General features: G+C 74.9%; 27 protein-coding genes and 1 pseudogene. 18 read left to right on the top strand and 10 right to left on the bottom strand.

Annotation, left to right across the window (positions count from 1 at the left end; all coding sequences use genetic code 11):
• Positions 1-124: 124 nt before the first annotated feature.
• From ACVJO7_RS11285 to ACVJO7_RS11295, 3 genes and pseudogenes are all read left to right on the top strand, one after another.
• On the top strand, positions 125-1,519 hold the full coding sequence (locus tag ACVJO7_RS11285) for a cytochrome ubiquinol oxidase subunit I (RefSeq protein WP_491672816.1): 1,395 nt from the start codon (positions 125-127) through the stop codon (positions 1,517-1,519).
• Positions 1,520-1,529: 10 nt separating this feature from the next.
• Positions 1,530-2,545 (top strand): annotated as a pseudogene (gene cydB, locus ACVJO7_RS11290) (cytochrome d ubiquinol oxidase subunit II).
• A complete protein-coding gene (locus tag ACVJO7_RS11295) occupies positions 2,542-2,982 on the top strand; it encodes a CBS domain-containing protein (protein ID WP_344020672.1) in 441 nt (146 codons plus the stop codon). The pseudogene cydB and the gene ACVJO7_RS11295 overlap by 4 nt, the downstream one beginning before the upstream one ends.
• A 7-nt stretch (positions 2,983-2,989) precedes the next feature.
• Here ACVJO7_RS11295 and modA read toward each other — a convergent pair whose 3' ends face one another.
• Both modA and ACVJO7_RS11305 read right to left on the bottom strand, forming a co-directional pair.
• On the bottom strand, positions 2,990-3,790 hold the full coding sequence (gene modA / locus ACVJO7_RS11300; RefSeq protein ID WP_491672817.1) for a molybdate ABC transporter substrate-binding protein: 801 nt from the start codon (positions 3,788-3,790) through the stop codon (positions 2,990-2,992).
• A 252-nt stretch (positions 3,791-4,042) separates the two neighbouring features.
• A complete protein-coding gene (locus ACVJO7_RS11305) occupies positions 4,043-4,393 on the bottom strand; it encodes a DUF6506 family protein (protein WP_491672818.1) in 351 nt (116 codons plus the stop codon).
• An 83-nt stretch (positions 4,394-4,476) separates the two neighbouring features.
• Here ACVJO7_RS11305 and ACVJO7_RS11310 point away from each other — a divergent pair, with 83 nt between their 5' ends.
• A complete protein-coding gene (locus tag ACVJO7_RS11310; protein ID WP_491672819.1) occupies positions 4,477-5,835 on the top strand; it encodes a mycothione reductase in 1,359 nt (452 codons plus the stop codon).
• Here the strand turns inward: ACVJO7_RS11310 and ACVJO7_RS11315 are convergent.
• Positions 5,829-6,995, bottom strand: coding sequence for a low temperature requirement protein A (locus tag ACVJO7_RS11315; protein ID WP_491672820.1), 1,167 nt, complete (start codon positions 6,993-6,995; stop codon positions 5,829-5,831). The two genes, ACVJO7_RS11310 and ACVJO7_RS11315, sit on opposite strands and share 7 nt — an antisense overlap.
• A gap of 137 nt (positions 6,996-7,132) precedes the next feature.
• Here ACVJO7_RS11315 and ACVJO7_RS11320 point away from each other — a divergent pair, with 137 nt between their 5' ends.
• Genes ACVJO7_RS11320 through ACVJO7_RS11345 form a run of 6 tightly spaced genes read left to right on the top strand, consistent with a single transcriptional unit; the run spans position 7,133 to position 10,400 of the window.
• Positions 7,133-7,597: a DUF6325 family protein gene (locus tag ACVJO7_RS11320; RefSeq protein ID WP_491672821.1), complete on the top strand. Its 465-nt coding sequence runs from the start codon at positions 7,133-7,135 to the stop codon at positions 7,595-7,597.
• Complete coding sequence (locus tag ACVJO7_RS11325) at positions 7,594-7,950, top strand: SHOCT domain-containing protein (protein ID WP_491672822.1); 357 nt, start codon at positions 7,594-7,596, stop codon at positions 7,948-7,950. Before ACVJO7_RS11320 ends, ACVJO7_RS11325 begins: the two co-directional genes overlap by 4 nt.
• Before the next feature lie 5 nt (positions 7,951-7,955).
• Positions 7,956-8,579: a hypothetical protein gene (locus ACVJO7_RS11330; RefSeq protein WP_491672823.1), complete on the top strand. Its 624-nt coding sequence runs from the start codon at positions 7,956-7,958 to the stop codon at positions 8,577-8,579.
• Positions 8,580-8,626: 47 nt separating this feature from the next.
• On the top strand, positions 8,627-8,962 hold the full coding sequence (locus tag ACVJO7_RS11335) for a GNAT family N-acetyltransferase (RefSeq protein ID WP_491672824.1): 336 nt from the start codon (positions 8,627-8,629) through the stop codon (positions 8,960-8,962).
• Positions 8,959-9,432 (top strand): carboxymuconolactone decarboxylase family protein, encoded by a 474-nt coding sequence (locus ACVJO7_RS11340; protein WP_491672825.1) that lies wholly within the window; start codon positions 8,959-8,961, stop codon positions 9,430-9,432. The genes ACVJO7_RS11335 and ACVJO7_RS11340 overlap by 4 nt, the downstream gene beginning before the upstream one ends.
• Entirely contained in the window at positions 9,429-10,400 is a 972-nt protein-coding gene (locus tag ACVJO7_RS11345) for a pirin family protein (RefSeq protein WP_491672826.1), read from the top strand. The genes ACVJO7_RS11340 and ACVJO7_RS11345 overlap by 4 nt, the downstream gene beginning before the upstream one ends.
• On the opposite strand, the gene ACVJO7_RS11350 is transcribed toward ACVJO7_RS11345, so the two are convergent.
• The gene (locus ACVJO7_RS11350; protein WP_358484044.1) at positions 10,384-10,857 is read right to left on the bottom strand and encodes a MarR family winged helix-turn-helix transcriptional regulator; all 474 of its coding nucleotides are present in this window, start codon (positions 10,855-10,857) and stop codon (positions 10,384-10,386) included. The two genes, ACVJO7_RS11345 and ACVJO7_RS11350, sit on opposite strands and share 17 nt — an antisense overlap.
• Positions 10,858-11,011: 154 nt before the next feature.
• Between ACVJO7_RS11350 and ACVJO7_RS11355 the strand changes: the two genes are divergently transcribed.
• Entirely contained in the window at positions 11,012-11,245 is a 234-nt protein-coding gene (locus ACVJO7_RS11355) for a DUF2795 domain-containing protein (RefSeq protein WP_344020697.1), read from the top strand.
• A 22-nt stretch (positions 11,246-11,267) separates the two neighbouring features.
• Here ACVJO7_RS11355 and ACVJO7_RS11360 read toward each other — a convergent pair whose 3' ends face one another.
• The 4 genes from ACVJO7_RS11360 to paaZ form a co-directional block, all read right to left on the bottom strand.
• Positions 11,268-11,567, bottom strand: coding sequence for a hypothetical protein (locus ACVJO7_RS11360; protein ID WP_491672827.1), 300 nt, complete (start codon positions 11,565-11,567; stop codon positions 11,268-11,270).
• Between the two features lie 156 nt (positions 11,568-11,723).
• Entirely contained in the window at positions 11,724-12,419 is a 696-nt protein-coding gene (locus tag ACVJO7_RS11365; protein ID WP_491672828.1) for a DsbA family oxidoreductase, read from the bottom strand.
• A gap of 52 nt (positions 12,420-12,471) precedes the next feature.
• Positions 12,472-13,812, bottom strand: coding sequence for a phenylacetate--CoA ligase PaaK (paaK, locus tag ACVJO7_RS11370; protein ID WP_491672829.1), 1,341 nt, complete (start codon positions 13,810-13,812; stop codon positions 12,472-12,474).
• Positions 13,809-15,839 (bottom strand): phenylacetic acid degradation bifunctional protein PaaZ, encoded by a 2,031-nt coding sequence (gene paaZ, locus ACVJO7_RS11375; RefSeq protein WP_491672830.1) that lies wholly within the window; start codon positions 15,837-15,839, stop codon positions 13,809-13,811. The genes paaK and paaZ overlap by 4 nt, the downstream gene beginning before the upstream one ends.
• Positions 15,840-15,980: 141 nt before the next feature.
• On the opposite strand from paaZ, the gene ACVJO7_RS11380 reads away from it, so the two are divergent.
• Together ACVJO7_RS11380 and ACVJO7_RS11385 are read left to right on the top strand one after the other, a co-directional pair.
• Positions 15,981-16,790: an enoyl-CoA hydratase/isomerase family protein gene (locus tag ACVJO7_RS11380; RefSeq protein WP_491672831.1), complete on the top strand. Its 810-nt coding sequence runs from the start codon at positions 15,981-15,983 to the stop codon at positions 16,788-16,790.
• Positions 16,787-17,395: a TetR/AcrR family transcriptional regulator gene (locus tag ACVJO7_RS11385; protein WP_344020709.1), complete on the top strand. Its 609-nt coding sequence runs from the start codon at positions 16,787-16,789 to the stop codon at positions 17,393-17,395. Before ACVJO7_RS11380 ends, ACVJO7_RS11385 begins: the two co-directional genes overlap by 4 nt.
• On the opposite strand, the gene ACVJO7_RS11390 is transcribed toward ACVJO7_RS11385, so the two are convergent.
• A complete protein-coding gene (locus ACVJO7_RS11390) occupies positions 17,358-18,221 on the bottom strand; it encodes an endonuclease domain-containing protein (RefSeq protein WP_491672832.1) in 864 nt (287 codons plus the stop codon). The two genes, ACVJO7_RS11385 and ACVJO7_RS11390, sit on opposite strands and share 38 nt — an antisense overlap.
• Positions 18,222-18,444: 223 nt before the next feature.
• Here ACVJO7_RS11390 and ACVJO7_RS11395 point away from each other — a divergent pair, with 223 nt between their 5' ends.
• From ACVJO7_RS11395 to ACVJO7_RS11415, 5 genes are all read left to right on the top strand, one after another.
• A complete protein-coding gene (locus ACVJO7_RS11395; RefSeq protein WP_491672833.1) occupies positions 18,445-18,771 on the top strand; it encodes a hypothetical protein in 327 nt (108 codons plus the stop codon).
• Positions 18,768-19,553 carry an IclR family transcriptional regulator gene (locus tag ACVJO7_RS11400; protein WP_344020715.1) on the top strand — a complete coding sequence of 262 codons (786 nt, stop codon included), beginning with the start codon at positions 18,768-18,770 and terminating at the stop codon, positions 19,551-19,553. Before ACVJO7_RS11395 ends, ACVJO7_RS11400 begins: the two co-directional genes overlap by 4 nt.
• Positions 19,554-19,653: 100 nt before the next feature.
• Complete coding sequence (locus ACVJO7_RS11405) at positions 19,654-20,715, top strand: Rieske 2Fe-2S domain-containing protein (RefSeq protein ID WP_491672834.1); 1,062 nt, start codon at positions 19,654-19,656, stop codon at positions 20,713-20,715.
• Positions 20,712-20,930: a hypothetical protein gene (locus tag ACVJO7_RS11410; protein WP_344020719.1), complete on the top strand. Its 219-nt coding sequence runs from the start codon at positions 20,712-20,714 to the stop codon at positions 20,928-20,930. The genes ACVJO7_RS11405 and ACVJO7_RS11410 overlap by 4 nt, the downstream gene beginning before the upstream one ends.
• On the top strand, positions 20,927-21,862 hold the full coding sequence (locus ACVJO7_RS11415; RefSeq protein ID WP_491672835.1) for a PDR/VanB family oxidoreductase: 936 nt from the start codon (positions 20,927-20,929) through the stop codon (positions 21,860-21,862). The genes ACVJO7_RS11410 and ACVJO7_RS11415 overlap by 4 nt, the downstream gene beginning before the upstream one ends.
• A 16-nt stretch (positions 21,863-21,878) precedes the next feature.
• Here the strand turns inward: ACVJO7_RS11415 and ACVJO7_RS11420 are convergent, their stop codons facing one another.
• Complete coding sequence (locus tag ACVJO7_RS11420; protein WP_491672836.1) at positions 21,879-23,588, bottom strand: sigma-54-dependent Fis family transcriptional regulator; 1,710 nt, start codon at positions 23,586-23,588, stop codon at positions 21,879-21,881.
• Positions 23,589-23,666 lie beyond the last annotated feature (78 nt).

Raw genomic sequence — 23,666 nt, forward strand, 5'->3', positions numbered from 1 at the left:
CGGACCACCGACGCCGCACGGCCGGTCCTCCGCCCGGTCCGCCCCGCCCCCGCGGCGGCGAGGCTCGGAGCCGACGGCCCGGACGACCGGGCCACTCATCGGCTCGGAGGGGCGCTGAGATCGGATGAATCTCGACCTGGCGCGGTGGCAGTTCGCCGTCACCACCGTCTACCACTTCCTGTTCGTGCCGCTCACGATCGGCCTGTCCGTGCTCGTCGCGAGCATGCAGACGGTGTGGGTCGCGACCGGTGACGACCGCTGGCTGCGGATGACGAAGTTCTGGGGCAAGCTGTTCCTGATCAACTTCGCGATGGGCGTCGTCACCGGGATCGTCCAGGAGTTCCAGTTCGGGATGAACTGGAGCGACTACAGCCGGTTCGTCGGCGACGTCTTCGGGGCGCCGCTGGCGGTCGAGGGGCTGCTGGCCTTCTTCCTGGAGTCCACCTTCCTCGGACTCTGGATCTTCGGGTGGGACCGGCTGTCGAAGCGGGTGCACCTGGCCTGCATCTGGCTGGCCGCGATCGGCACGATCCTGTCGGCGTACTTCATCCTGGCCGCGAACTCGTGGATGCAGCACCCGGTCGGGTACGCGGTCAACCGGGCCACCGGGCGGGCCGAGCTGAACGACTTCGGTGCTCTGCTCACCAACTCGACGGCGGTCGCCGCGTTCGGCCACACGATCACCGCCTGCTTCGTCACGGCCGGCATGTTCCTGGTCGCGATCAGCGCCTGGAACCTGGCCCGGAGCCGGTACCCGGAGGTCTTCCGGCCCTCGATCCGGCTGGGCCTGTGGACGGTGCTGGTCGCGAGCCTCGGCGTCATCCTCACCGGCGACATCCAGGCCCGCCTGATGACCCAGCAGCAGCCGATGAAGATGGCCGCCGCCGAGGCGCTCTGGGACACCGTCGCGCCGGCGTCGTTCTCGATCTTCACGATCGGCACCCCGGACGGCACCCAGGAGCTGTGGAGCCTGCGCGTCCCGCGGCTGCTGTCGTTCCTGGCGACCGGCACCTGGGACGGCCGGGTCGAGGGCATCAATCAGCTGCAGGCGCAGGCGGTGGCCGTCTTCGGGCCCGGCCTCTACACCCCGGACATCGCGATGACGTACTGGATGTTCCGGCTGATGATCGGGTTCGGGCTGCTCGCCGCGCTGGTGTCGGTGATCGGGCTCTGGCTGACCCGGCGCCGGGCGGGCCGCTTCCCCGCCTGGTTCGGCACCGTCGCGCTGCTCGGGCTGGTCACCCCGTTCGCGGCGAACTCGGCGGGCTGGATCTTCACCGAGATGGGCCGCCAGCCGTGGGTGGTGTTCGGCGTGCTGCAGACCGCGGACGGGGTGTCCCCGTCGGTCGGGTGGGCGTCGGTGCTGACCTCGCTGATCGTGTTCACCCTGCTCTACGGGGTGCTCGCGGTGGTCGAGGTGGTGCTGCTGATCCGGGCGGTGAAGGCGGGCCCGCCGCCACCGGGCGGGGCCACCGCCGGCGAACCGGCGTCCGTCGCCGATCCCGTACCGAGCTACTGAGGAGGACGGCGTGGAACTCGTCGACGTGTGGTTCGTCCTGATCGCGTTCCTGTGGACCGGCTACCTGTGCCTGGAGGGCTTCGACTTCGGGGTCGGGATGCTGCTGCCCGCGGTGGCCCGCGACGAGCACGACCGGCAGGTCGCGCTCGGCACGATCGGCCCGGTCTGGGACGGCAACGAGGTGTGGCTGCTGGTCGCGGGCGGCGCGACGTTCGCGGCGTTCCCCGAGTGGTACGCGAGCCTGTTCTCCGGGTTCTACCTGGCGTTCCTGCTGCTGCTCGTGGCGCTGATCCTGCGCGGCATCCCCTGGAGTACCGGTCCAAGGAGCCGCGCTGGGCGCCGGTACTGGACCGGATCCTGACCGGGTCGTCGCTGGTCGCGGCGCTGCTGGTCGGCGTCGCGTTGTCGAACATCGTGCACGGTGTCCCGCTGGACGCCGACCACGAGTTCACCGGGACCCTGCTCACCCTGCTCAACCCCTACGCGCTGCTCGGCGGGGTGACCCTGGTGCTGGTGTTCGCGCTGCACGGCGCGGCGTTCCTGGCGCTGAAGACGGACGGGCCGGTGCGCGAGCGGTCCGCCGCCGTCGCGGTGACGGCCGGGCTGCTCGCCGTCCCGGCCGGCGGGGTGTTCCTGGTGTGGACGCTGCTCGACGGCGCACCGCTGTGGGCGCTCGCCCCGGTCGCGGGCGCCGCGCTCAGCCTGGTCCTGGCGACCGTGCTGGTCGCCCGCGGCCGGGAGGGCTGGTCGTTCACGGCGACGACGGTGGCGATCGTCGCCGTCGCGGTGACCCTGTTCGGGTCGCTGTACCCGGACGTCCTGCCGTCCACCATCGATCCCGCCCACTCGCTGACCGTGGTGAACGCGGCGTCCACCCCGTACACGCTGACGATCATGACCTGGGTCGCGGGGATCTTCACCCCGATCGTGATCGGCTACCAGGCGTGGACGTTCTGGGTGTTCCGCAGGCGGTTGACCCGCCAGGACCACGGCGCCCCCGCCGAGGTCGCCGGGGGTGTGTCGTGAGCGCCGCCGACGAGCCGGTCCGGCTCGCCGCGCCACCGGAGACGCTCGACGAGCGGCCGGACCCGCAGCTGCGGCAGATCATGTCGGCCCGGCTGGTCGCGGTCACCCCGGACACCCCGGTGCGGACCGCGCTGGAGGCCATGCTCGCCCAGGACGTCCATCACCTCCCGGTGCTCGCCGGCGGCCGCTGCCGCGGCATGGCCACCGAGGCGGACCTGCTGCGCGGCATCGCCGCCCAGCGCAGCCCGCTCGGCTGGACCGTGCTGCGGGTCGCCGACGTGCACGGCCCCGCGCTGCTGCTGCCCGGCACGTCCCGGCTCTCCGAGGCCGCGCGGGTGATGGCGGCCCGCGGGCGGGACGCGGTGCTGGTCGAGACCGGCGGCCGCATCCGCGGGATCGTGACCGCCGCCGACCTGGTGCGCCGCTGGCGGCCCTGAGCCCGGCTCAGGGAGCGCCGAACCCGGCGGCCTCCAGCACCTGGCGTCCCTCGTCGCCGTTCACGAAGTCCACCCACTGCTGGGCGAGGGCCTGGTTCGGCGCGTCGCGCAGCACCACGATCGGGTACTCGTTCACCGCCTGCGCCGCCTGCTCGAAGTCGACGCCCTGGGCCTGGCCGCCCGAGGCGGCGACGTCGGTCCGGTAGACCAGCCCGGCGTCGGCGTTGCCGGTGGTGACCTTCTGCAGCACCGACTTCACGTCCTGCTCCTCGGACACCGCCGGGATGTCGACGCCGGCGGCCTGCTCCACCTTCTCGGTGGCCGAGCCGCACGGCACCTGCGGCGCGCACACCACCGTGCGCAGGTCCGGGTTCACCAGGTCCTGCAGCGACGCCACCGCCTTCGGGTTCTGCGGGGCGACCGCGATCTGCAGGGTGTTCGTCGCGAAGACCACCGGCTCGCCCTCGGCGTTGTCGCCGTCGGTCACCTTGGTCATGTTGTTCTGGTCCGCCGAGGCGAAGACGTCGGCCGGGGCGCCCTGGTTGATCTGCTGGGCCAGCGCGGAGGACCCGGCGAAGTTGAACACCACGTCGGTCCCCGGGTTCGCCGCCTCGAACCGCTGCTCCAGGTCCTCGAAGGTGCCGGTCAGCGAGGCGGCCGCGAACACCGTCAGCGTGCCGCCCGCGGCCTCCCCGCTCGCCGGGGGCTGCTCCCCGCCGGTGTCTCCCCCGCCGCAGCCGGCCAGCACGGCCAGCGCGGTCGCGGCCAGTGCGGCACCGACGGTGCGGGGAACGGATCGGCTCTTCACGTGGGATCTCCCGGTGCTCGGCGACATGTCCGCAGCGCCGATCGCCGAAACCGGGGCTGCGGTACCGCGAGGATGATAGGGACGCATCAGCGTCATTGCCACCCATGGATCGACGCAGATCGGAGATCGGCTCCCGCTCCGCCCGGGTGCGGGTCGCCCGCCCCGTGCCGCGTGCGCGGGAGGGTGCGCGGGTCCGGTGCGAACCCGGTCGTGCCGGCGGAACAGCGGCTGTCCGGGTGCGGGGCGGGGTGCTCAGGGTGTCGCGGAGGCGGCCGCGGCGTAGGCGGCCGCGGCGAGGACCTGGTCGACCCCGAACACGACGTGCCCGACGGCGACCTGACCGGCGACCCCGCTCGCGGCATCCCCCACCGCGGCGGTGACGGCGGCGACGTCGGCGCTGCCGAAGCCGCCGCACAGCTCGATCAGGCCCACGCCCTCGTCGCGGACCAGCGCGGCGGCCACCGCGGGCGCCGCCGCGGTGCCGGGCACGGCGACGAGGAGCGACCGCACCCCGCCGGAGTCGAGGACCATCCGGTCCCGTTCCGGGTCGGCCCCGGGGTGCTCGAAGAGGTAGGCCCAGCGGACGCTCGCATCGGTGCTCATGGCACGAGCCTGGATGCTGAACCCGGGTCGAGGTCAACCGCGTTCGACGGGCGGGGTCCGGCAGCACTTCCTAGGCTCCGATCGTGACCCATCACGATCTCGCCGTCGTCGGCACCGGCTCCGGGAACACGATCGTCGACGAGCGGTTCGCCGGTCTCGACGTGGTGCACGTCGAGGCGACCCGGTTCGGCGGCACCTGCCTGAACGTCGGCTGCATCCCGACGAAGATGCTCGCCCACACCGCCGAGGTCGCCGAGTCGGTGCGCACGGCGTCCCGTTTCGGGGTGGATGCCCGGATCGACGGTGTGCGGTGGCGCGACATCGTGGACCGGGTGTACGGCCGTCTCGACCCGATCGGCGACGACGGCCGCGAGTACCGCAGCGAGCACGGCACCGTGCACATCGGGCACGCCCGGTTCACCGGGCCGCGGGCGATGACCGTCGAGCTCGCCGACGGTGGCAGGACCGCGTTCACCGCCGACCGCATCGTGCTCGCCACCGGTGGCCGGCCGTCGGTGCCACCGCCGGTCGCGGAGTCCGGCGTCCCGTTCGACACCTCGGACACGATCATGCGGATCGAGGAGCTGCCCCGGCGGCTCGCCGTGCTCGGCGGCGGCTACATCGCGGCCGAGCTCGCGCACGTCTTCGGTGGCCTCGGCTGCGAGGTGACGATCGTCGAGGTCGCCGACACCCTGCTCGGCGGGATGGACGAGACGGTGGCGGAGCGGTTCACCGCGGCCGCCCGGGAGCGGTTCGACGTCCGCACCGGACGGTCGGTGGAGCGGGTGACCGGCGGCCCGGGCGGGGTCACCCTGCATCTCGACGACGGCACCCAGGTGCACGCCGACCGGCTCCTGGTGGCGGCCGGCCGCACCCCGAACGGCGACCGGATGGATCTCCCGGGCGGCGGCGTCGCCACCCACGACGACGGCCGGGTCCGCATCGACCGGCACGGCCGCACCACCGCCGAGGGTGTCTGGGCGCTCGGCGACATCAGCACCCCGCACCCGCTCAAGCACGTCGCCAACCACGAGGCGCAGGTCGTCGCGCACAATCTCGCGCATCCCGACGACCTGCGCGCCGTCGACCACGATCCGGTGCCGGCGGCGGTGTTCGCGAACCCGCAGGTGGGGATGGTCGGCCGGACCGGGCAGCAGTGCCGCGACGAGGGCCTGGCGCACCGGATCGGGTTGCACGAGTACGCCGACGTCGCCTACGGCTGGGCGCTGGAGGAGCGCCGCGGCTTCTGCAAGGTGATCACCGCGCCGGACGGGTCGCTGCTCGGGGCGCACGTGCTCGGCCCGCAGGCGGCCACCCTGATCCAGCAGCTGGTCCAGGCGATGGCCCTCGGACTCACCGCGCAGCGGACCGCGGACGTGCAGTACTGGATCCACCCGGCGTTGTCGGAGGTCGTGGAGAACGCGCTGCGGGACGCTCAGTAGGCGGGCGTCCGTCGCGCCAGCTGGGTGACGACGGCCAGCCCGATCAGCACGGCCAGCACCACCAGCCCGGTCACGATCGCCGGGAGCGCCTCGCCGAGCAGCAGCGCCGGCACCGCCGCGACGACCAGGATCCCGGCCGCGACGTAGCGGCTGCGGCCGGCCGTGCCCGTCCGGCTGTGCAGGTAGATCGCGTTGCCCGCCAGGTAGAGCAGCGGCCCGCCGACCGAGACGAGCACCAGCGCCGGACCGCTCTGCGGGTGCGTGAGGTGCAGGTCGATCGCGACCGCGAAGAGCACCGCGCCGCCGACCATCAGGCCGTGCGCGTAGGCGAACGCCGACCGGGCGGCGCGGGTGCTGCCGTCGCCGCGGCCGGCCGGCGCGTCGTGCCCGGCCACCGCGAAGTAGGACCACCACAGCGCGACCAGGCCGGTGAACCCGAGCACCGCGATGAGCACCGTGTACGGGGTGATCGGCTCCAGCTCCGACAGCGTGAAACCCATGATCAGGATGGACTCGCCGAGGGCGATGATGAAGACCAGCCGGTTGCGCTCGGCGAGGTGCTCGACGTCGACCGGCCAGCTCCGCATCGGCGTCGAGCCGAGGCCGGGCACCCGGAACTCGACCAGCGGCCCGACCAGGTCGACCGCCACCGCGAGCCCCCAGACGACCAGCCGGGCGGTCGGCGGCAGCAGCGCGCCGACCAGGAACAGCGCCCCCGCGACCGAGCTCCACACCAGCAGGTTCCGGTAGTTGCGGGAGAGCACGTGGCCGCGCATGGTGATCCAGACGAACAGCGGGCGCCCGATCTGCGCCGTGGCGTAGCAGGCGGCGAAGAGCAGACCGCCGTCACCGAAGGCGGTCGGCAGCGCCAGCGCCATCCCGAGCGCGGCCAGCATCAGCAGCGCGTTCAGCAGCCGGACCGACGTCCGCGCCGGATCGAGGTAGTTCATCGCCCAGGCCGAGTAGTTCCACAGCCACCACACCGCCGCGAACAGCAGCGCCGTCTCGACCGCCCCGCGCGGGGTGAGGTGGTAGAGCAGGGTGTGCGAGACCTGGATGATCGCGAACACGTAGACCAGGTCGAAGAACAGCTCGATCGGCGCGACCTCGGAGTCCCCGCGTCGCCGCAGCAGCCGCGGCGCCCTGTCCCGGACCGTCATCGACGGAGGGTACTGCGGCGCCCCCGGCGCCCTGCGCGTCAGGGCCGTTCAGCCCTGTCCGGGCGCTCCGCCGCCGCACTAGCGTCGCTCCCGGCGATCGCGGTGGATCATCCGCACGCCGGAGGAGGAACGTGTCCATGACGGGTGCAGGTCCCGGCGATCCGGTGGTGGGCCCGCTCGGGCCCGTCGAGTGGGTCGCCATCGAGTTCGACGGCGACCGGCTGGCCCCCGCGGTCGTCGGGCCGCTGGCGGAGCTCGTCGACGCCGGAACGGTGCGGCTGCTGGACGCGGCCGTCGTGCACAAGGACGCCGGTGGCGCCGTCCGCGGCGCGGAGCTGACCGAGGCGGGTGTCGACTTCGACGCCGTCGACGGCGACGTCCTGGAGCTGCTGTCCGACGACCTGGACGGCATCGCCGCCGAGCTCACGCCGGGCAGCACCACGCTGGTCCTGGTCTGGGAGAGCCTGTGGGCGAGCCGGTTCGCCGGCGCCGTCCGGGCCGCGTCCGGCCGGCTGATCGCGCACGACCGGATCCCGGTGGAGCAGGTGCAGCGAGCGCTGGCCGCCCTGGACACCCCCGAGACGGCGGAGGCGGCCCGATGAGGTTCGCCCGTGGGCGGGGCCGCCGCGGCCCGGGGCTGCTCGGCACGATGGCCCGGACCGCGGTCGTGGCCGGGACGGCATCGGCGGTGTCCGGGCGGGTCGCCGAGGCCCAGCACGACCGCCGGGCCGCCCGGCACGCCGCCGCGGCCCAGCAGGCCGCGGCGACGCACCAGGCCCCGGCACCGCAGGCCGCACCGCAGGCCCCGGCAGCACAGGCCGCAGCGCCGCAGGCCGCAGCGCCGTCGGTCGACGACCTGCACGCCCAGCTCCTCAAGCTCGGCGAGCTGCGCACCGCGGGCCTGCTGACCGAGGACGAGTTCGCGGTCCAGAAGTCCCGCCTGCTGGGCGGGTGAGCCCGGTGCACCTCACGTCCGTCGCGCTCGCCACCCCACCGGCCGATCTCGCACCCGGCGGCTCCGGCGGCGGCCTGCTGCTCATCCTCGCCGGGCTGGTGCTGTGCTTCGGCGGCGCCCGCTCGATCCTGCTGGCCGCGGGCGCCGCCGGGTTCGGCCTGGCCGGTGGGCTCGCCGCCGCGCTCGGCGGGCCGGTCGCGGTCACCGTGCTGGTCGGCGTCGCGGGCGCCGCCGGGGCGATCGCGCTCGTCCGGTTCGCGGCCGGCGCCGCGGTGTTCGTCGTCGGCGGGCTCGCCGGCGGCGCCGCCGTGCTCGGGCTGCTGGCCGCGCTGCCCTCCGGCGGCGGGCTGTCCCGCACGCTCACCCTCGTCGTGGTCGCGGCGGCGGCGCTGGTCGCCGGGCTCGCGATGGCCCGGGCCCGGGGCGTCGTGCTGCGGATCGCGACCGCGCTCGGCGGCGCCGCGCTGATCGTGCGCGGCGCGATCTCCGCCGGGCCGGCGTTCCTGGCCGGCCTTCAGGCACCGGCGACGCCGCTGGAGAGCATCGCCGCGGTCGTCGTGCTGGCCGTGCTCGCCTGGACCGGCTACCGGGTGCAGGTCGCGCTGGACCGGCGCCGCACCACCGCCTGACCGGCCGCGCCCGGAACATCGCGGCCACCACGGTGGTTGTCGGGGGCATGTCGGAGAACCAGGACCCGGTCGTCGCGAACGAACCGGAGCAGCACCGCTACGTGATCACCGTGGACGGCGTCCGGGCCGGGTTCGCGGCCTACGTCGAGGACGGCGACCGGCGGATCTTCCACCACACCGAGATCGAGGACGCCTTCGGCGGGCGCGGCCTCGCCGGGACGCTGGTCCGCGCGGCGCTCACCGACACCCGCGCGGCCGGGAAGCGGATCGTCCCGATGTGCCCCTACGTGCGGCGCTGGGTGGGCTCGCACGACGGGTTCGCTGACGTCCTCGACCCGGTCACCCCCGCCGCGATCCAGACCGTCGAGCAGGCCCTGCGATGAGCGGCCGGGTGCTGGTCGACAAGCAGACCCCCGAGGTGTTCAGCGCGATGAAGCAGGTCTCGCGCACCGTCCGGGAGGCGGCCGACGCCACCGGGATCGGCCGGGCGCTGCTGGAGCTGCTCAACGTCCGGGTCTCCCAGATCAACGGCTGTGAGTTCTGCCTGGACGTGCACTGGCGGGCCGCGGTGGCCGCCGGGGTCACCCCGCAGCGGATCGCGCTGCTGCCGGCCTGGCGGGACAGCCGGCTCTTCGACGACCGCGAGCGCGCCGCGCTGGAGATCGCCGAGGCGGTCACCCTGACCGCCGGCCCGCACCTGGACGAGGAGGCGTACGCCAAGGCCAGGGCCGGGCTCGACGACGACGAGACCTCGGTGCTGATCTGGGCCGCGATCACGATCAACGCGTTCAACCGGGTCTCGGTACTGTCCCGCCATCCGGTACCCGACCGCCCCGCGGGAGCACAGCGATGAGCAACGTCGAGGCCGCACCGCAGGAGCTCGTCTGCGACGGCGGCTCCGCCCGGGCCGAGCTGGTGACGCCGCGGGAGGTGCCGCTCGGCGGGCCGCGGGCGATGACCGTGCGCCGCACCCTCCCGCGCCGGGCCCGGTCGCTGATCGGCGCCTGGTGCTTCATCGACCACTACGGGCCCGATCCGGTGCCCTCGACCGGCGGGATGGCCGTGCCCGGGCACCCGCACACCGGGCTGCAGACGGTGTCCTGGCTGTTCGAGGGCGAGATCGAGCACCGCGACACCACCGGCGCGCACGCACTCGTGCGGCCCGGCGAGCTGAACCTGATGACGGCCGGATCGGGCATCGCGCACTCCGAGTACTCCACCCCGGACACCCGGACGCTGCACGGGGTACAGCTCTGGCTGGCTCTCCCGGTCGCGCACCGGGAGACCGCCCCGGGGTTCCGGCACCACGTCCCGCCGCAGTTCGCCCACGGCGACGCCACGCTGCGGGTGCTGCTGGGCTCGCTGGCCGGGCGGACCTCACCGGTGGAGACGTTCTCCCCGCTGCTCGGCGCCGAGGTGGTGCTCCCCGCGGACGGGCGGCTGTCGGTCCCGGTGACGCCGTCGTTCGAGCACGGGGTGCTCGTCGACACCGGCTCGGCGGACGTGTGCGGCACCGCCGCCGCGCCGGGCGAGCTGGTCTACCTGCCGCCGGGGGCGTCCGGCATCGACATCCGGGCCACCGGCGGCGCGGGCACCCGGGTGCTGCTGCTCGGCGGTGAGCCGCTCAGCGAGCAGATCGTCATGTGGTGGAACTTCATCGGGTCCTCGCACGACGAGATCGCCGCCTTCCGCGAGCAGTGGCAGCGGGAGCGCAGCAGCGGCGGATCCGCGGCCGGCCGGTTCGGCGCGTTCCCGGACGCCTGGGACTCGACGCTGCCCGCCCCCGAGCTGCCGAACGCCCGGCTCACCCCGCGGGAGTGACCCGGGCCGGTTCCCGGTCCGCCAGCTCGACCAGCATGTCGGCGACCCGGTGCAGGCCGTGCGCGAGCTCCGCCGGATCCGGCAGGTCCGGCGCGGCCGCCGTCGCCGCCATGGTCGGCAGCATCGCGGCCAGCAGCCCGTCGGTCACCTCGTGCCCGGCGGCGGTCAGCTCGACCAGCACGACCCGCCGGTTCTCCGGCGGGCGCACCCGCGCGACGAACCCGCGCCGCTCCAGCCGGTCGACCAGCGCCGTCACGCTGCCCTGGCTGAGCCCGGTGCGCTCGGCCACCTCACCGGCCCGGACCGCCCCGGTCACCGCGAGGTGCGCGAGCGTGACCACCTCGGGGACGCCGAGCCCGAGGCGGGTCCCGACGGCCAGCCGGTAGCGGTCGATGCCGTGCGCGAACGCGTGCACGCCCGCGAGCACGGCGCGGGCCTGTTCGGACGCCTCCGGCATCGTCGCGGAACCTTCCGTTGTCGATGTTTCGACCGGCGAACACTTTGACTGCCCAAGGGTGCATCTGTCATCGTGGTACAGATCACATCAGTGGTCGCTCACCGCCGACGACGCCGGTGTCTCGCTCCCGCCCCCCACCCTGCCGGAGGTTCCGATGACGGCTGCTCCGCTGTACCCCGGGTCCGACGACGCCGAACACCTCCGGTACGCGCTGCGGCACGTGCTCGCCGGGCTGGCCCTGCCGGCCCAGCGCTGGCAGATCCTCACCCACGCGACCGACTGGGGCGCCCCGGCCGGCCTGCGGCTGCGGCTCGCGGCGCTGCCGGAGGGCACCTACCGCAGCTACGAGGCGATCGTCGCGGCGGCGCTGGCGGCGCTGCGCCGCTGACACCGGCCGGGCCCGGGGCCGCTCAGCCGTGCTCGGCCCGCACCACCGCGACCACCCGGCGCAGCTGCTCGAGCAGCAGCTCCGGATCGCGGCCGTCCGGCTCGACGCTGCCCTCGACCCGGCCGATGTCACCGCTCAGGTCGACGTGCAGCTCGCGCAGCTCGTAGCGGCGCGAGCGCAGGGTCACCAGCACCTTGGTCAGCCCGTCACCGCCGCCCGCGACGAGCAGGCTGAACGAGTGGGCGGCCCGGCCGTCGGTGACGGACGGGGCGACGGGCGGGCTGGCGGACGGGGTGCTGTCGACGGAACTGGGGCTGGGCATCGCGGTCATCACGGATCTCCCGGTCGGCGGGTACGGAGGATCCGGCCAGGTCCGGTGGCGGCACAGCGGCACGGAGGCACGCGCGCCGGCGACCTGGGTTCAGCCGGCGCGCCGGATAATGATCAGTCCGCGCACGCCGGTCAGGGTAGCAGCCGCTCAGACCTGGCAGCTGCCGTCGGTGCAGGCCTCGCCCTCGCCGCCGACCGGGGTGAGCGGGTGCGCGTCGGCCCATGCCTGGTCGAGGGCCTGCCCGAACGCCTCGGCCGGCTGCGCGCCGGAGATGCCGTACTTGTCGTCGATCACGAAGAACGGGACGCCGGAGATGCCGTAGCGGCGGGCCAGGTCCTGGTCGCCGCGGACGGCGTCGAGATGGCGGTCCGAGTCGAGCACCGCACGGGCCTCGGCCTCGGGCACCCCGGCCGAGGCGGCCAGCCGGACCAGGGTGTCCGGGTCGCCGATCGGCTCCCCCTCGGCGAACGACGCGCGCAGCAGCCGGTCCTTCAGCGCACCCTGCAGCGCCGCGCCGCCCAGCTCCCACGCCAGGTGCAGCAGCCGGTGCGCGTCGACGGTGTTGCCGTGCCGGGCGATGTCGAACCGGAACTCCAGTCCGTCCGCCGCCGCGGTCGCGGTCACCGAGTCCTGCATCTCACGGGCCTGCTCGACGCTCACGCCCAGCTTGGCGGCCAGCGGCCCGGCGCCGCCGTCGCGCTCGCGCGGCGCCTGCGGGTCGAGCTCGAAGCTGCGCCAGCGGATCTCGACGTCGTCGCGGTGCGCGAAACCGGCCAGCGCCGTCTCGAACCGCCGCTTGCCGATCGCGCACCACGGGCACACCACGTCGGACCAGATCTCCACCTTCACGCACGGGTGAACGCCGCCGGTGTGACCGGCCATTCCCGGCCGGGGCTCAGCGGGTGCGCCGGTCCTGCAGCCGCTGCAGCTTCCCGACCGACCGCTCCAGGGTGTCCGGGTCGACCACCTCGCAGGCGACGGTCACGCCGACGGTCTCCTTGACCGTCTGGACCAGCTCCCCGGCCGCGCTCCCGCGGCGGCCGGCCGGCGCGTCGTGCCGGGCCTCGACCCGGACGGTGAGCGCGTCCATCCGGCCCTCGGTGGTGAGCACCAGCTGGAAGTGCGGAGCCAGGCCGGGCGTGCGCAGCACGATCTCCTCGATCTGGGTCGGGAAGACGTTCACCCCGCGCAGGATGATCATGTCGTCGGACCGGCCGGTGATCTTGGCCATCCGGCGCATCGCGGGCCGCGCGGTGCCCGGCAGCAGCGTCGTCAGGTCCCGGGTGCGGTACCGGATGATCGGCAGCCCCTCCTTGGTCAGCGAGGTGAACAGCAGCTCGCCCTCCTCGCCGTCGGGCAGCGGCGCCGGCGGGCGGCCGGGATCGCCGAGCGGATCGACGACCTCGGGCAGGAAGTGGTCCTCCCAGATGTGCAGCCCGTCCTTGGTCTCGACGCACTCCTGGGACACGCCGGGACCCATCACCTCGGACAGGCCGTAGATGTCGACGGCGTGCATGTCGGTGCGGTCCTCGATCTCGACCCGCATCCGCTCGGTCCACGGCTCGGCGCCGAAGATGCCGACCTGCAGCGAGGTGGACGCGGGATCGACGCCCTGGCGGGCGAACTCGTCGAGCAGGGTGAGCATGTAGGACGGCGTCAGCATGATGATGTCGGGCTCGAAGTCGCCGATCAGCTGCACCTGGCGCGGCGTCATCCCGCCGGAGACCGGGATCGCGGTCGCGCCGAGCTTCTCGATGCCGTAGTGCGCGCCGAGCCCGCCGGTGAACAGGCCGTAGCCGTAGGCGTTGTGCACCCGGTGCCCCGGGCGCCCGCCGGCGGCCCGGATCGAGCGGGCCATCAGGGTCGCCCAGTTGTCGATGTCGGTGGCGGTGTAGCCGACCACGGTCGGCCGGCCGGTGGTGCCCGACGACGCGTGGATCCGGGCGATCCGCTCGCGCGGCACCGCGAACATGCCGAACGGGTAGGTCTCGCGCAGGTCGGCCTTGCTGGTGGTCGGGAACCGGGCGAGATCGGACAGCTCGCGGCAGTCGTCGGGGTGCACGTCGTGCGCCTCGAACGCCGCCCGGTAGTGCGGCACGTTGTCGTAGGCGTGCCGCAGCGTCCACTGCAGCCGGCGCAGCTGCAGGGCGCGCAGCTCGTCGACCGAGATGCGCTCCTCGGGATCGAGCAGGTCCGGTGGCGGGGCGTCGCCGAGGCGGCGGGCGGTGGTGGTCATGCGTCCTTCTTCGCGACGAGGGTGAGCACGTCGTAGCGGGCGACGGACTCGCCGTCCTGGCGGGTCACGTCGGCGTCCCAGCGGACCTCGGCGTAGCCGGCGGAGTCCCGCGGGGTGAGCTGCTTGCAGGTGAGCGTCACGGTCAGCTCGTCGTCGAACCGGACGGGGGTGAGGAACCGCAGCCCGTCAACGCCGAAGTTCGCCAGCACCGGCCCCGGATCGGGATCGACGAACAGGCCGGCGGCCAGCGAGACGACCAGGTAGCCGTGCGCCACCCGCTGCCCGAACAGCGGGTTCGCGGCGGCGGCCGCCTCGTCCATGTGCGCGTAGAAGGTGTCGCCGGTGAACTCGGCGAAGTGCTCGACGTCGGCCCGGGTGACCCGGCGCGGCCCGGCGACCAGGCAGTCGCCGGGGCGGAGCTCCTCGAGGTGCTTGCGGAACGGGTGCACGCCGTCGTCGTGCCGCTGCGCGCCGGTCACCCAGCGGCCGGTGATCGCGGCGAGCGAGTCCGGATCGGCCTGGACCGCGGTGCGCTGCATGTGGTGCAGCACCCCGCGGATGCCGCCCATCTCCTCGCCGCCGCCGGCCCGGCCGGGCCCGCCGTGCACCAGCTGCGGCAGCGGCGAGCCGTGCCCGGTGGACTCCTGCGCGTCCCGGGCGTTGAGCACGTGCACCCGGCCGTGGAACGGGGCGATGCCGAGCACCACCGCGCGGACGAACGCCGGATCGGCGGACACCACCGAGCCGGCCAGCGAGCCCTGCCCGCGCGCGGCGTACTCGACGAGCCGGTCCGCCGAGTCGTAGGGCAGCACCGTCGACACCGGGCCGAACGCCTCGACCTCGTGCGGCTCGGCCCGGTCCGGGTCGCCGACCAGCAGCATCGGCGAGACGAACGCGCCCCGGTCGGCGTCGGCGCCGGCCACCTCGACGTGGTCCGGATCGCCGGACACCAGCCGGCCGGCGTCGCGCAGCGCCTTCACGCTGCGCCGGACCTCCTCGCGCTGGTCCAGGCTCGCCAGCGCGCCCATCCGGACGCCGTCGGTCCCGGGCGCGCCCACGACCACCGACGCCAGCCGCGCCGAGACGGCCTCGACGACGGCGTCGACGTGCTCGCGGGGAACGAACGCGCGCCGGATCGCGGTGCACTTCTGCCCGGCCTTGACCGTCATCTCGGTGATCAGCGCCCGCACGAACAGGTCGAACTCCTCGGTGCCGGGGCCGGCGTCCGGGCCGAGCGCGGCCAGGTTCAGCGAGTCGGCCTCGGCGGTGAAGCGGACGGCGTTGCGCACGATCACCGGATGGCTGCGCAGGGTCTGCGCGGTCGAGGCGGACCCGGTGAACGACACCAGGTCCTGACCGGTGAGGTGGTCGAAGCAGTCGCCGAGCGAGCCGGCGACGAACTGCAGCGCGCCGTCGGGCAGCAGGCCGGAGTCCACCACCAGCTCGATCAGCCGCGCGGTCAGGAAGGCGGTCGGCGAGGCCGGCTTGACCAGCGTGGGCACGCCGGCCAGGAACGCCGGGGCCAGCTTCTCCAGCGGCCCCCACACCGGGAAGTTGAACGCGTTGACCTGCACCGCGACCCCGTGCAGCGGGGTGAGCAGGTGCTGGCCGAGGAACGTCCCGCCGCGGCCCAGCGGCTCGACCGGCCCCTCGACGTACACGGTGTCGTTGGGCAGCTCCCGCTTCGCCTTCGACGCGTACGCCAGCAGTACGCCGATGCCGCCGTCGACGTCGAACTTCGAGTCCGCGAGCGTCGCGCCGGTGCGGGCGGAGACCGCGTACAGCTCGTCGCGGTGCTCGCGCAGGTGCCCGCCGAGCGCCTTGAGCAGCGCCGCCCGCTGGTGGAAGGTCAGCTCGCGCAGGGCGGGACCGCCGGTCCGGCGGCCGTACTCCAGTGCGCCGGCGAGATCGAGACCGTCGGCGGAGATCCGGGCGACCTCCTCGCCGGTCACCGCGTCGTGCAGCGGCCGGCCGTCGCCGGTCCCGGTCTGCCACGAACCCGAGAGGTGGCTGCGGAGCAGGGTCATCGGCGACGCCTCCGGTGGTGTCCGTCCTGCGGCCGGTGCTGGACCGACCGTTCGTTCGGCACGGGACGGTAGCACTCCGGCAGCCGGTTGGGGAGACACAGGAGCGGGACCGACCGTTCGGTCGGCGGCTAGGGTGCTCGCATGGCCGACCCCGTGCAGCCCGCCGTCCTCGTCACCCGCGACGACACCGATCCCGCCGTCGCGGTGGTCACCCTGAACCGGCCGGCGAAGTACAACGCGCTCACCGTCGAGCTGAAGGAGGCGCTGCTCACCGCGCTCGCCGAGGTCACCGGCGACGACTCGGTGCGCGCCGTGGTGATCACCGGGACCGGGAAGGCGTTCTGCGTCGGGCAGGACCTCGGCGAGCACGCCACCGCGCTGGAGCGCGACCCGTCGACGTCGTTCGACACCGTGCGGGAGCACTACAACCCGCTGATCCTCGCCGTCACCGGGGCCGCGAAGCCGGTGATCGCCGCGATCAACGGCGCCTGCGTCGGCGCCGGGCTCGGCCTCGCGCTGGCCGCCGACCTGCGGATCGCCGCCGAGGGACTGAGCTTCGCCACCGCCTTCACCGGGATCGGGCTGACCGCGGACTCCGGGCTCTCGGCGAGCCTGGCGCACGCCGTCGGCGTGTCCCGGGCCACCGAGCTGCTGCTGCTCGGCGAGAAGTTCACCGCCGAGGACGCCCGCAACTGGGGCCTGGTGCGCGACGTCGTGCCCGCCGAGGACGTGCTCCCCTCCGCGCTCGGGCTGGCCCGCCGGCTGGCCGCCGGACCCACCCGCGCCTACGCGGAGGTGAAGAGCGCGATCCGGTTCGGCGCCGTCAACGAGCTGCCCGCGGTGCTCGAGCACGAGGCGGACGCGCAGGCCCGGCTCGCCGGCACCGCCGACCACCAGCGCGCGGTCGCGGACTTCCTGGCGAAGAAGGCCCCCACCTTCGAGGGCCGATGAGCTCGGCGGTGCGGCGGACCCGCCGGCCCAGCGGCGGGCGTGACCAGCTGCTGGAGACCGCGGTCGGCGAGTTCATCGCCCGCGGCTACGACGCCACCTCGATGGAGGACCTGTCCCGGGCCGCCGGGATCACCAAGTCCTCGTTCTACCACCACTTCACCGGCAAGGAGGCGCTGCTGCGGGCCGCGCTGGAACGCGCCGTGGACGGCCTGTTCGGGGTGCTGTCGCTGCCCGTCGCGCAGACCGGCGGCCCCGCGCAGCGGTTGCGCGCGATCGTCGCCGAGCAGGTCCGGGTGCTGATGCGCGAGCTGCCCTACGTGACGCTGCTGCTGCGGGTGCGGGGCAACACCGAGACCGAGCGGTGGGCGCTGGAACGGCGCCGCGCCTTCGACGCGGCGGTGACCCGGCTGGTCCGCGAGGCGGTCGAGGCCGGCGAGGTCCGCGCCGACGTCGATCCGGCGCTGGCCGCCCGGCTGCTGTCCGGCCTGGTCAACTCGATCGTCGAGTGGTACCGCCCGGGCCGCCCCGGCAGCTCCACCCTGCCCGACGACGTCGTGAACGCCGCCTTCACCGGGATCGTCCCGGCGCCGGCCGAGCGGGCGTGATCCGGCACCGCTCGGCGAGCAGCCTGCGGATCCCGCCGGCCACCAGCTCCGGGCGGCGGAGCACGTCCCGGGCGTCGGGCCGGTGGATCGGCCAGCCCCGCTCGGTGAGGAACTGCTGACGGCCCAGGTCCGCGCGGGCCCGGGACGGGTCGAGATGGTGCCGTCCGTCGTACTCGATGCCGAGCCGGACCGCCGGACAGGCGAGATCGATCCGGTACCGGCCGACCGGGTGCTGCAGGACCGGGGGCGGCAGGCCGCCGTCGTGCAGGACGAGCCGGACCCGAGTATCCATCGGGGACTCCGCGAGCGGGCTCGCGAGCGAGACCGGCGCCGGGAGCCGCGCCGATCCGCGGGCACCCGGATGCCGGGCCGCGACCTCCGGCACCGCCGCCGGTTCGAACCCGCCGATCCGGGACAGCGCGTCCAGGGCGATCACCGCCGCGGTCCGCCGCTCCCGGCGGGCCAGGTCGAACGCGGTCCGGGGTGCCGAGGTCACCCGGACCGCCCGGCCGGGCCGGTACGGCGGGCCGGCCCCGGGAGCCGGGGCCGGGAAGCCCACCAGGATCTCGCCGGGCAGCACCGAGCCCCGGTGGACCACCCGCCCCGGGGTGCTGCGGCGGCTCCCCCCGGACACGATCAGCTCGACCGGGACCCCCGTACGGCGCACAGCCGGCGCCCAGCATCTCGGCGGCCGACCAGCCGGCGAGCGCGACCTGACACCGGCCGTTCCCGGTCCGGCCGGCGCACCGGCCTCCAGCGCGACCGCCTCGCAGCGCACCAGGTAGGTCACCTCGACGTCCGACGCGAGATGGACGCCGTACGCCACCTGCCGGAACCCCGGACCGCGCAACCGGGCCCGGGTCACGATCCCGGCCCGGACCGCGTCCGCCCCCGGAACGGCCTGTTCAGATCCACAGACCTTGGACGACGCCCGGGCCCGACCGGTTCCATCCGATTCCGAGCGTTGCACGATGGCGGTCCCGGCAGCCATCGTGCAACGCTCGACCGCGGGCTTGTCACCGGCAGCCCCGTGGGACAGGGTGCGAGGTGTGGCGGAGCGGCGGCGGGCGGCGGCGTGGCAGGCCCGGGCGAACCAGGCCGGCGGGCGGACCACCCGGGCCCTGGACCAGGAGATCGCGGCGTTGCTGGCCGAGGACCCGGGCCCGGCGGGCCCGGCGGGCCCGGACCCGGCACCGAGCGGCCCGGCGGACCCGGACCCGGGTGGACCGGAGGGCCTGGCACCGGGCGGACCGGCTGACCCGGCACCGGGCGGACCGGCGGACCCGGACCCCGGTGGACCGGAGGGCCTGGGTGGCCCGGGACCGGCCGTCCCGGCGGGATCGGCCGGCCCGGAGGACCCGGACCCGGCCCGGTGACCCCACCGGACCGGGCCGTCACACCGACCCGCGGCCGCCCGGCCGGACCGACCGGCTCGGTCGTCGCCCGGGCGCTCGGCATGCTCGACGCGTTCGGACCCGACCGGCCCGCGCTGACCCTGAGCGAGCTGGCCCGGCACGCCGGTGTCCCGCTGTCCACCGCGCACCGGCTGGTCGGCGACCTCGGCGGCTGGGGCGCCCTGGAGCGGGACGAGACCGGCCGCTACCGGATCGGCCTGCGGATGTGGGAGCTCGGCGCGCTCGCCCCGAGGGGGCAGGCGCTGCGCGAGACGGCGCTGCCGTTCCTGGAGGACCTGTCCCACGTCACCCGGGAGAACGTGCAGCTGGCCGTCCGGGAGGGCACCGAGCTGGTGTTCGTCGAGCGGCTCGCCGGGTCCGGTGCGGTGCCGGTGCACACCCGGGTCGGCGGCCGGTTCGGGCTGACCGCGACCGGGGTCGGGCTGGTACTGCTCGCGCACGCGCCGCCCGAGCTGCAGGAGGAGGTGCTCGCCGGGCACGTCGAGCGCTACACCCCGTTCACCGTGACCGATCCGGCCCGGCTGCGGCGGATGCTCGCCGACGTGCGGCGGGACGGCTTCTCGGTCAGCGACCGCCAGGTCACCGACGACGCGCTGTCCGTCGGCGCCCCCGTGCAGGACGCACAGGGCCGGGTGGTCGCCGCCGTCTCGCTGGTCGTCCGGCGCGGCAGCGCCGCCCCGCGGGCGCTCGCGCCGCTGGTGCGGACCACCGCGCGCGGGATCGGCCGGGCCCTCACCGACTGACCGGCCTTCCATTTCCCGGAAGTGCGCTTCGCCGGGGCCGGGGACCGACCGCATCCTCGGTCCTGCCGAGCCGTCCCGGCACACGCGAAGGAGCGTCGTCGTGAGCACCATTCCCCGCGACCAGTGGTATGTCGCCGCCTACACCGCCGAGATCGGCCGCGAGCTGTTCTCCCGCACCATCTGCGGTGATCCGATCCTGTTCTGGCGCACCGAGGCCGGCGAGATCACCGCGCACGCCGACCGGTGCGTGCACCGCCGGTTCCCGCTGTCCCGGGCACCCAGCCGGCTGATCGGTGACACCGTGGTCTGCGGCTACCACGGCTTCACCTACGGCGCCGACGGCCGCTGCGTCGCCGTCCCCGGCCAGACCCGGGTGCCGCGGACCGCGCGGCTGGCGCAGTACCCGGTCGTCGAGCAGGACTCGCTGGTGTGGGTCTGGATCGGTGACCCGGCGCTGGCCGATCCGGGCCGGATCCCGCGAGCGTCCTACCTGGACTCGCCGGGCTGGACGACGGTGCGCGGGATGGAACCGCTCGCCGCCCGCTACTCGCTGCTGGTGGACAACCTGCTCGACCTCTCGCACGAGACCTACCTGCACGGCGGGTACATCGGCACCCCCGAGGTCGCGGCGACACCGATCAGCACCGAGGTCGACGACGACGCCGGGATCGTCTACGTCTCCCGGCACATGGCCGACGCCGAGTGCCCGCCGTTCTACGAGCGGTCCACCGGACTGTCCGGCCGGATCTCGCGCTGGCAGGACATCGAGTACACCCCGCCGTGCCTGTACAAGCTGCACTCCCGGATCGCCCCGGTCGGCTCGGTCCCGGACCCGGACGGCAGCGACCCGGACGCCTTCCACGTCGAGGTGGTGTACGCGATCACCCCGGAGACCGAGCACTCCACGCACGACTTCTGGCTGGTCGCCCGGGACTTCGCGCTCGACGACGAGGAGGTGTCGGCGTTCCTGGCCGAGCAGAACCGCACCGTCGTGCTCCAGGACGTGGCCGCGCTCGACGTGCTGGAGCAGGTGATCGCCACCGAGCCGCCGGGCTACCAGGAGCTGTCGGTCAACATCGACACCGGTGGCCTGGCCGCGCGCCGGATGCTCGCCCGGATGGCCGGTGCGGTGCCCGCGGAGCGCGCGGTCCCGGCCCGATGAGCGGCCTCCCGCCGGTGCTGACCGGTGAGCGGGTGCACCGCATCCACTGGGTGCTCGGGACCGACCGGCTGCGCGCGGTCTGCCACTGCGGCGCCGAGCGCCTGTTCGACGATCCGGTGGAGCTGTGGGAGTGGCTGCTCGGCCATCCCGACGACCACCGGCCGACCGCGGGAGCGGCCGACCGCTCCCCCGCACTCGCCGGGAGCCCGACATGACCGATCTGGACCTGGTGGTCGCGGACAAGCAGGTCGTCGCCGACGGCGTCGCACTGCTCACCCTGCGCCGCGCCGACGGCGGCGAGCTGCCGGCCTGGGAGCCGGGCGCGCACGTCGACCTGGTGCTGGGCGCGGACCTGGTCCGGCAGTACTCGCTGTGCGGGGACCCGGCCGACCGCACCGGCTGGCGGCTCGCGGTGCTGCGTGAGCAGAGCGGACGCGGCGGATCGGCGCACGTGCACGACGTGCTCGCGACCGGCGACACGGTCACCGCGCGCGGGCCGCGCAACCGGTTCCCGCTGGTCCCGGCGGCGTCCTACGTGTTCGTCGCCGGCGGCATCGGGATCACCCCGATCGTGCCGATGGTCGCCGCCGCGGCGGCGGCCGGTGCGGACTGGCGGCTCGTCTACGGCGGCCGGACCCGCGCGTCGATGGCGTTCACCGAGCTCGCCGAGCGCCATCCGGACCGGGTGGAGATCCGGCCGCAGGACGAGACCGGGCTGCTCGACCTGGCCGGGATCCTCGACGTGGCGCCGGACCGGCCGGTGTACTGCTGCGGGCCGGAGGGGCTGCTCGGCGCCGTCGAGCAGGAGTGCGCGCGGCGCGGTGCCGTGGTGCACGTGGAGCGGTTCGCACCGAAGGACGGCGTGCTGGACGGCCCGCAGGATGCGTTCGAGGTGGAGCTCGCCGGGACCGGCGAGGTGTTCGCGGTCCCGGCCGGCCGGTCGGTGCTCGACGTGCTGGAGGACGCCGGCGTCGAGGTGCTGTCGTCCTGCCAGGAGGGGACCTGCGGGACCTGCGAGACCGGCGTCCTGGCCGGGGTGCCGGACCACCGGGACTCGCTGCTCGACGACGACGAGCGGGCCGCGAACGACGCCATGATGATCTGCGTGTCGCGGTCCCGGTCGGCGCGCCTGGTGCTGGACCTCTGAACCGGCCGCCGCGCGCTCAGTCCAGGCCGAACTCGCGGATCTTGCGGTAGAGGGTGGTCCGGCCGATCCCGAGCGCCTGTGCGGCGCGGCTGCGGTTGCCGCCGGCGGCGCGCAGCGCGTCGGTGATCGCGTCCCGCTCGGCGGCGGCGAGCAGCCCGGCGGGCGACCGGGACCCGCGCAGCTCGGCGGGCAGGTCGGCGGGCCCGATCGGGCCGCCGCGGGCCCGGCGGGCGAGCGCGACGACGGTGCCGGCGAGCTCGGCGACGTCGCCGGGCCAGTGCCGGGCGATGAGCATCTCCCAGGCGGCCGGCGTGAAGGTGGTCGCGGCCGCGGGGCCGTCGAGCCCGGCGAGCACCTCCCGGACCAGTGCCGGGACGTGCTCGCGGCAGCGGGCCAGCACCGGCAGCGGCACGGTCGTCGCGATCTGCCCGACCAGCCCGGCGACCGGGTCGGGGGTGGCGGCGGGGTCGAGGGTGAGCACCAGCGGCCCGGGCGTCTCGGCGAGCCGGCGCACCTGCCACAGCGCCGGGTCCGGGAGCCGTTGCAGCCGCCGGAGCAGCACCCCCCGGCCGCTGCGCAGCGCGGCGTGCGCGCCGTCCCAGTTCGGCGGGCCGTGATCGGCGTCGAGCACCATCGGGTCGCCGGCGCCGAGCCGGTCGAGCACCCGCCGGGCGGTGTGCGCCTTCCCGCTGCCGGGGCCGCCGGCGATCGCGACCCGTTCGCCGAGGCCGAGCGCGGTGACCAGCGCGCGATCGACGTCCGGCGCGACGTGCAGCGGACGGCCCGCCGGCGCGGGCCCGGCCGGGACGGCCCGGCGCCGCCGCGCCGGGAGCAGCCGCACGCAGTAGGCGGTGTGCGCGCCGTCCCCGATCCGTTCGACGACGGCGTCGTGCGGGCCGTCCACCAGCGGCACCCGCAGCCGCCGGATCCCGGGCCCGCCGTGTTCGAGCAGGAACTGCCAGAGCACGACGTGCAGCTCCGGGCCGGTGTGCGCGAGTCCGGCACCGTTCGCCAGCACCGTGTCCTGGTCGATGACCAGCGCGCCGGCCCCGGTCCGGTCCACCCGCAGGTAGGCGTCGACGAGCAGGCGGCGCCGCTCGCCGCCCTCCTCGGCGACCCGCGTCTCGATCTGCCGGCCGATGTCGCCGGCCAGCACCGCCATCAGCGGGTGCACGTCGCGGACCGAGCAGGCCAGCGCGAAGGAGCCGAGCATCCGGCCGGTCCCGGGTTCGACGATCGGGGTCCCGGCGCAGGTCAGGTTCTCCAGCAGCGGGTTGTAGTGCTCGGGCCCGCGGACCAGCATCGGGTGGCGCTCGACGAGGACGGTGCCCAGGCCGTTGGTGCCGATCGACCGCTCGGAGAAGTCGAAGCCCTCGGCGGCGTTCGCCCGGTCCATCAGCGAGCGCTGGCGGCGGACGTCGGCGTGCCGCACCACGATCCGGCCGGCCGGGTCGGCGAGCACCATCGCCACCGGCACGTCGGCCAGGCTGTCGCGCAGCCGGGCCAGCACCGGCTCGGCGGCCCGGCACAGGATCGGCGCGAGATCGGCGGGCTCCCGGTAGCGGGTGACGTCCGGGGCGACCGGCACCGCCTCGCCGACGCAGCGCCGCCAGCTCCGCTCGATCAGCTGCGGCACGCCGCTGTCCCCGGGAGGCAGTACCAGCAGCCCGCCGTCGACGAGCGCCTCCCGGGTCCGCCGGGTGCGTTCGCGGTCCGCCGTGGTCATCGACGGTTCCCCGCAGGTGTCCTGTCGAAGCATCGTCGCTCCGTCGTCCGTGCCCGTCGGGGCTGTCCGGCCGTGATG

The organism is Pseudonocardia sp. DxW, from assembly GCF_058448985.1.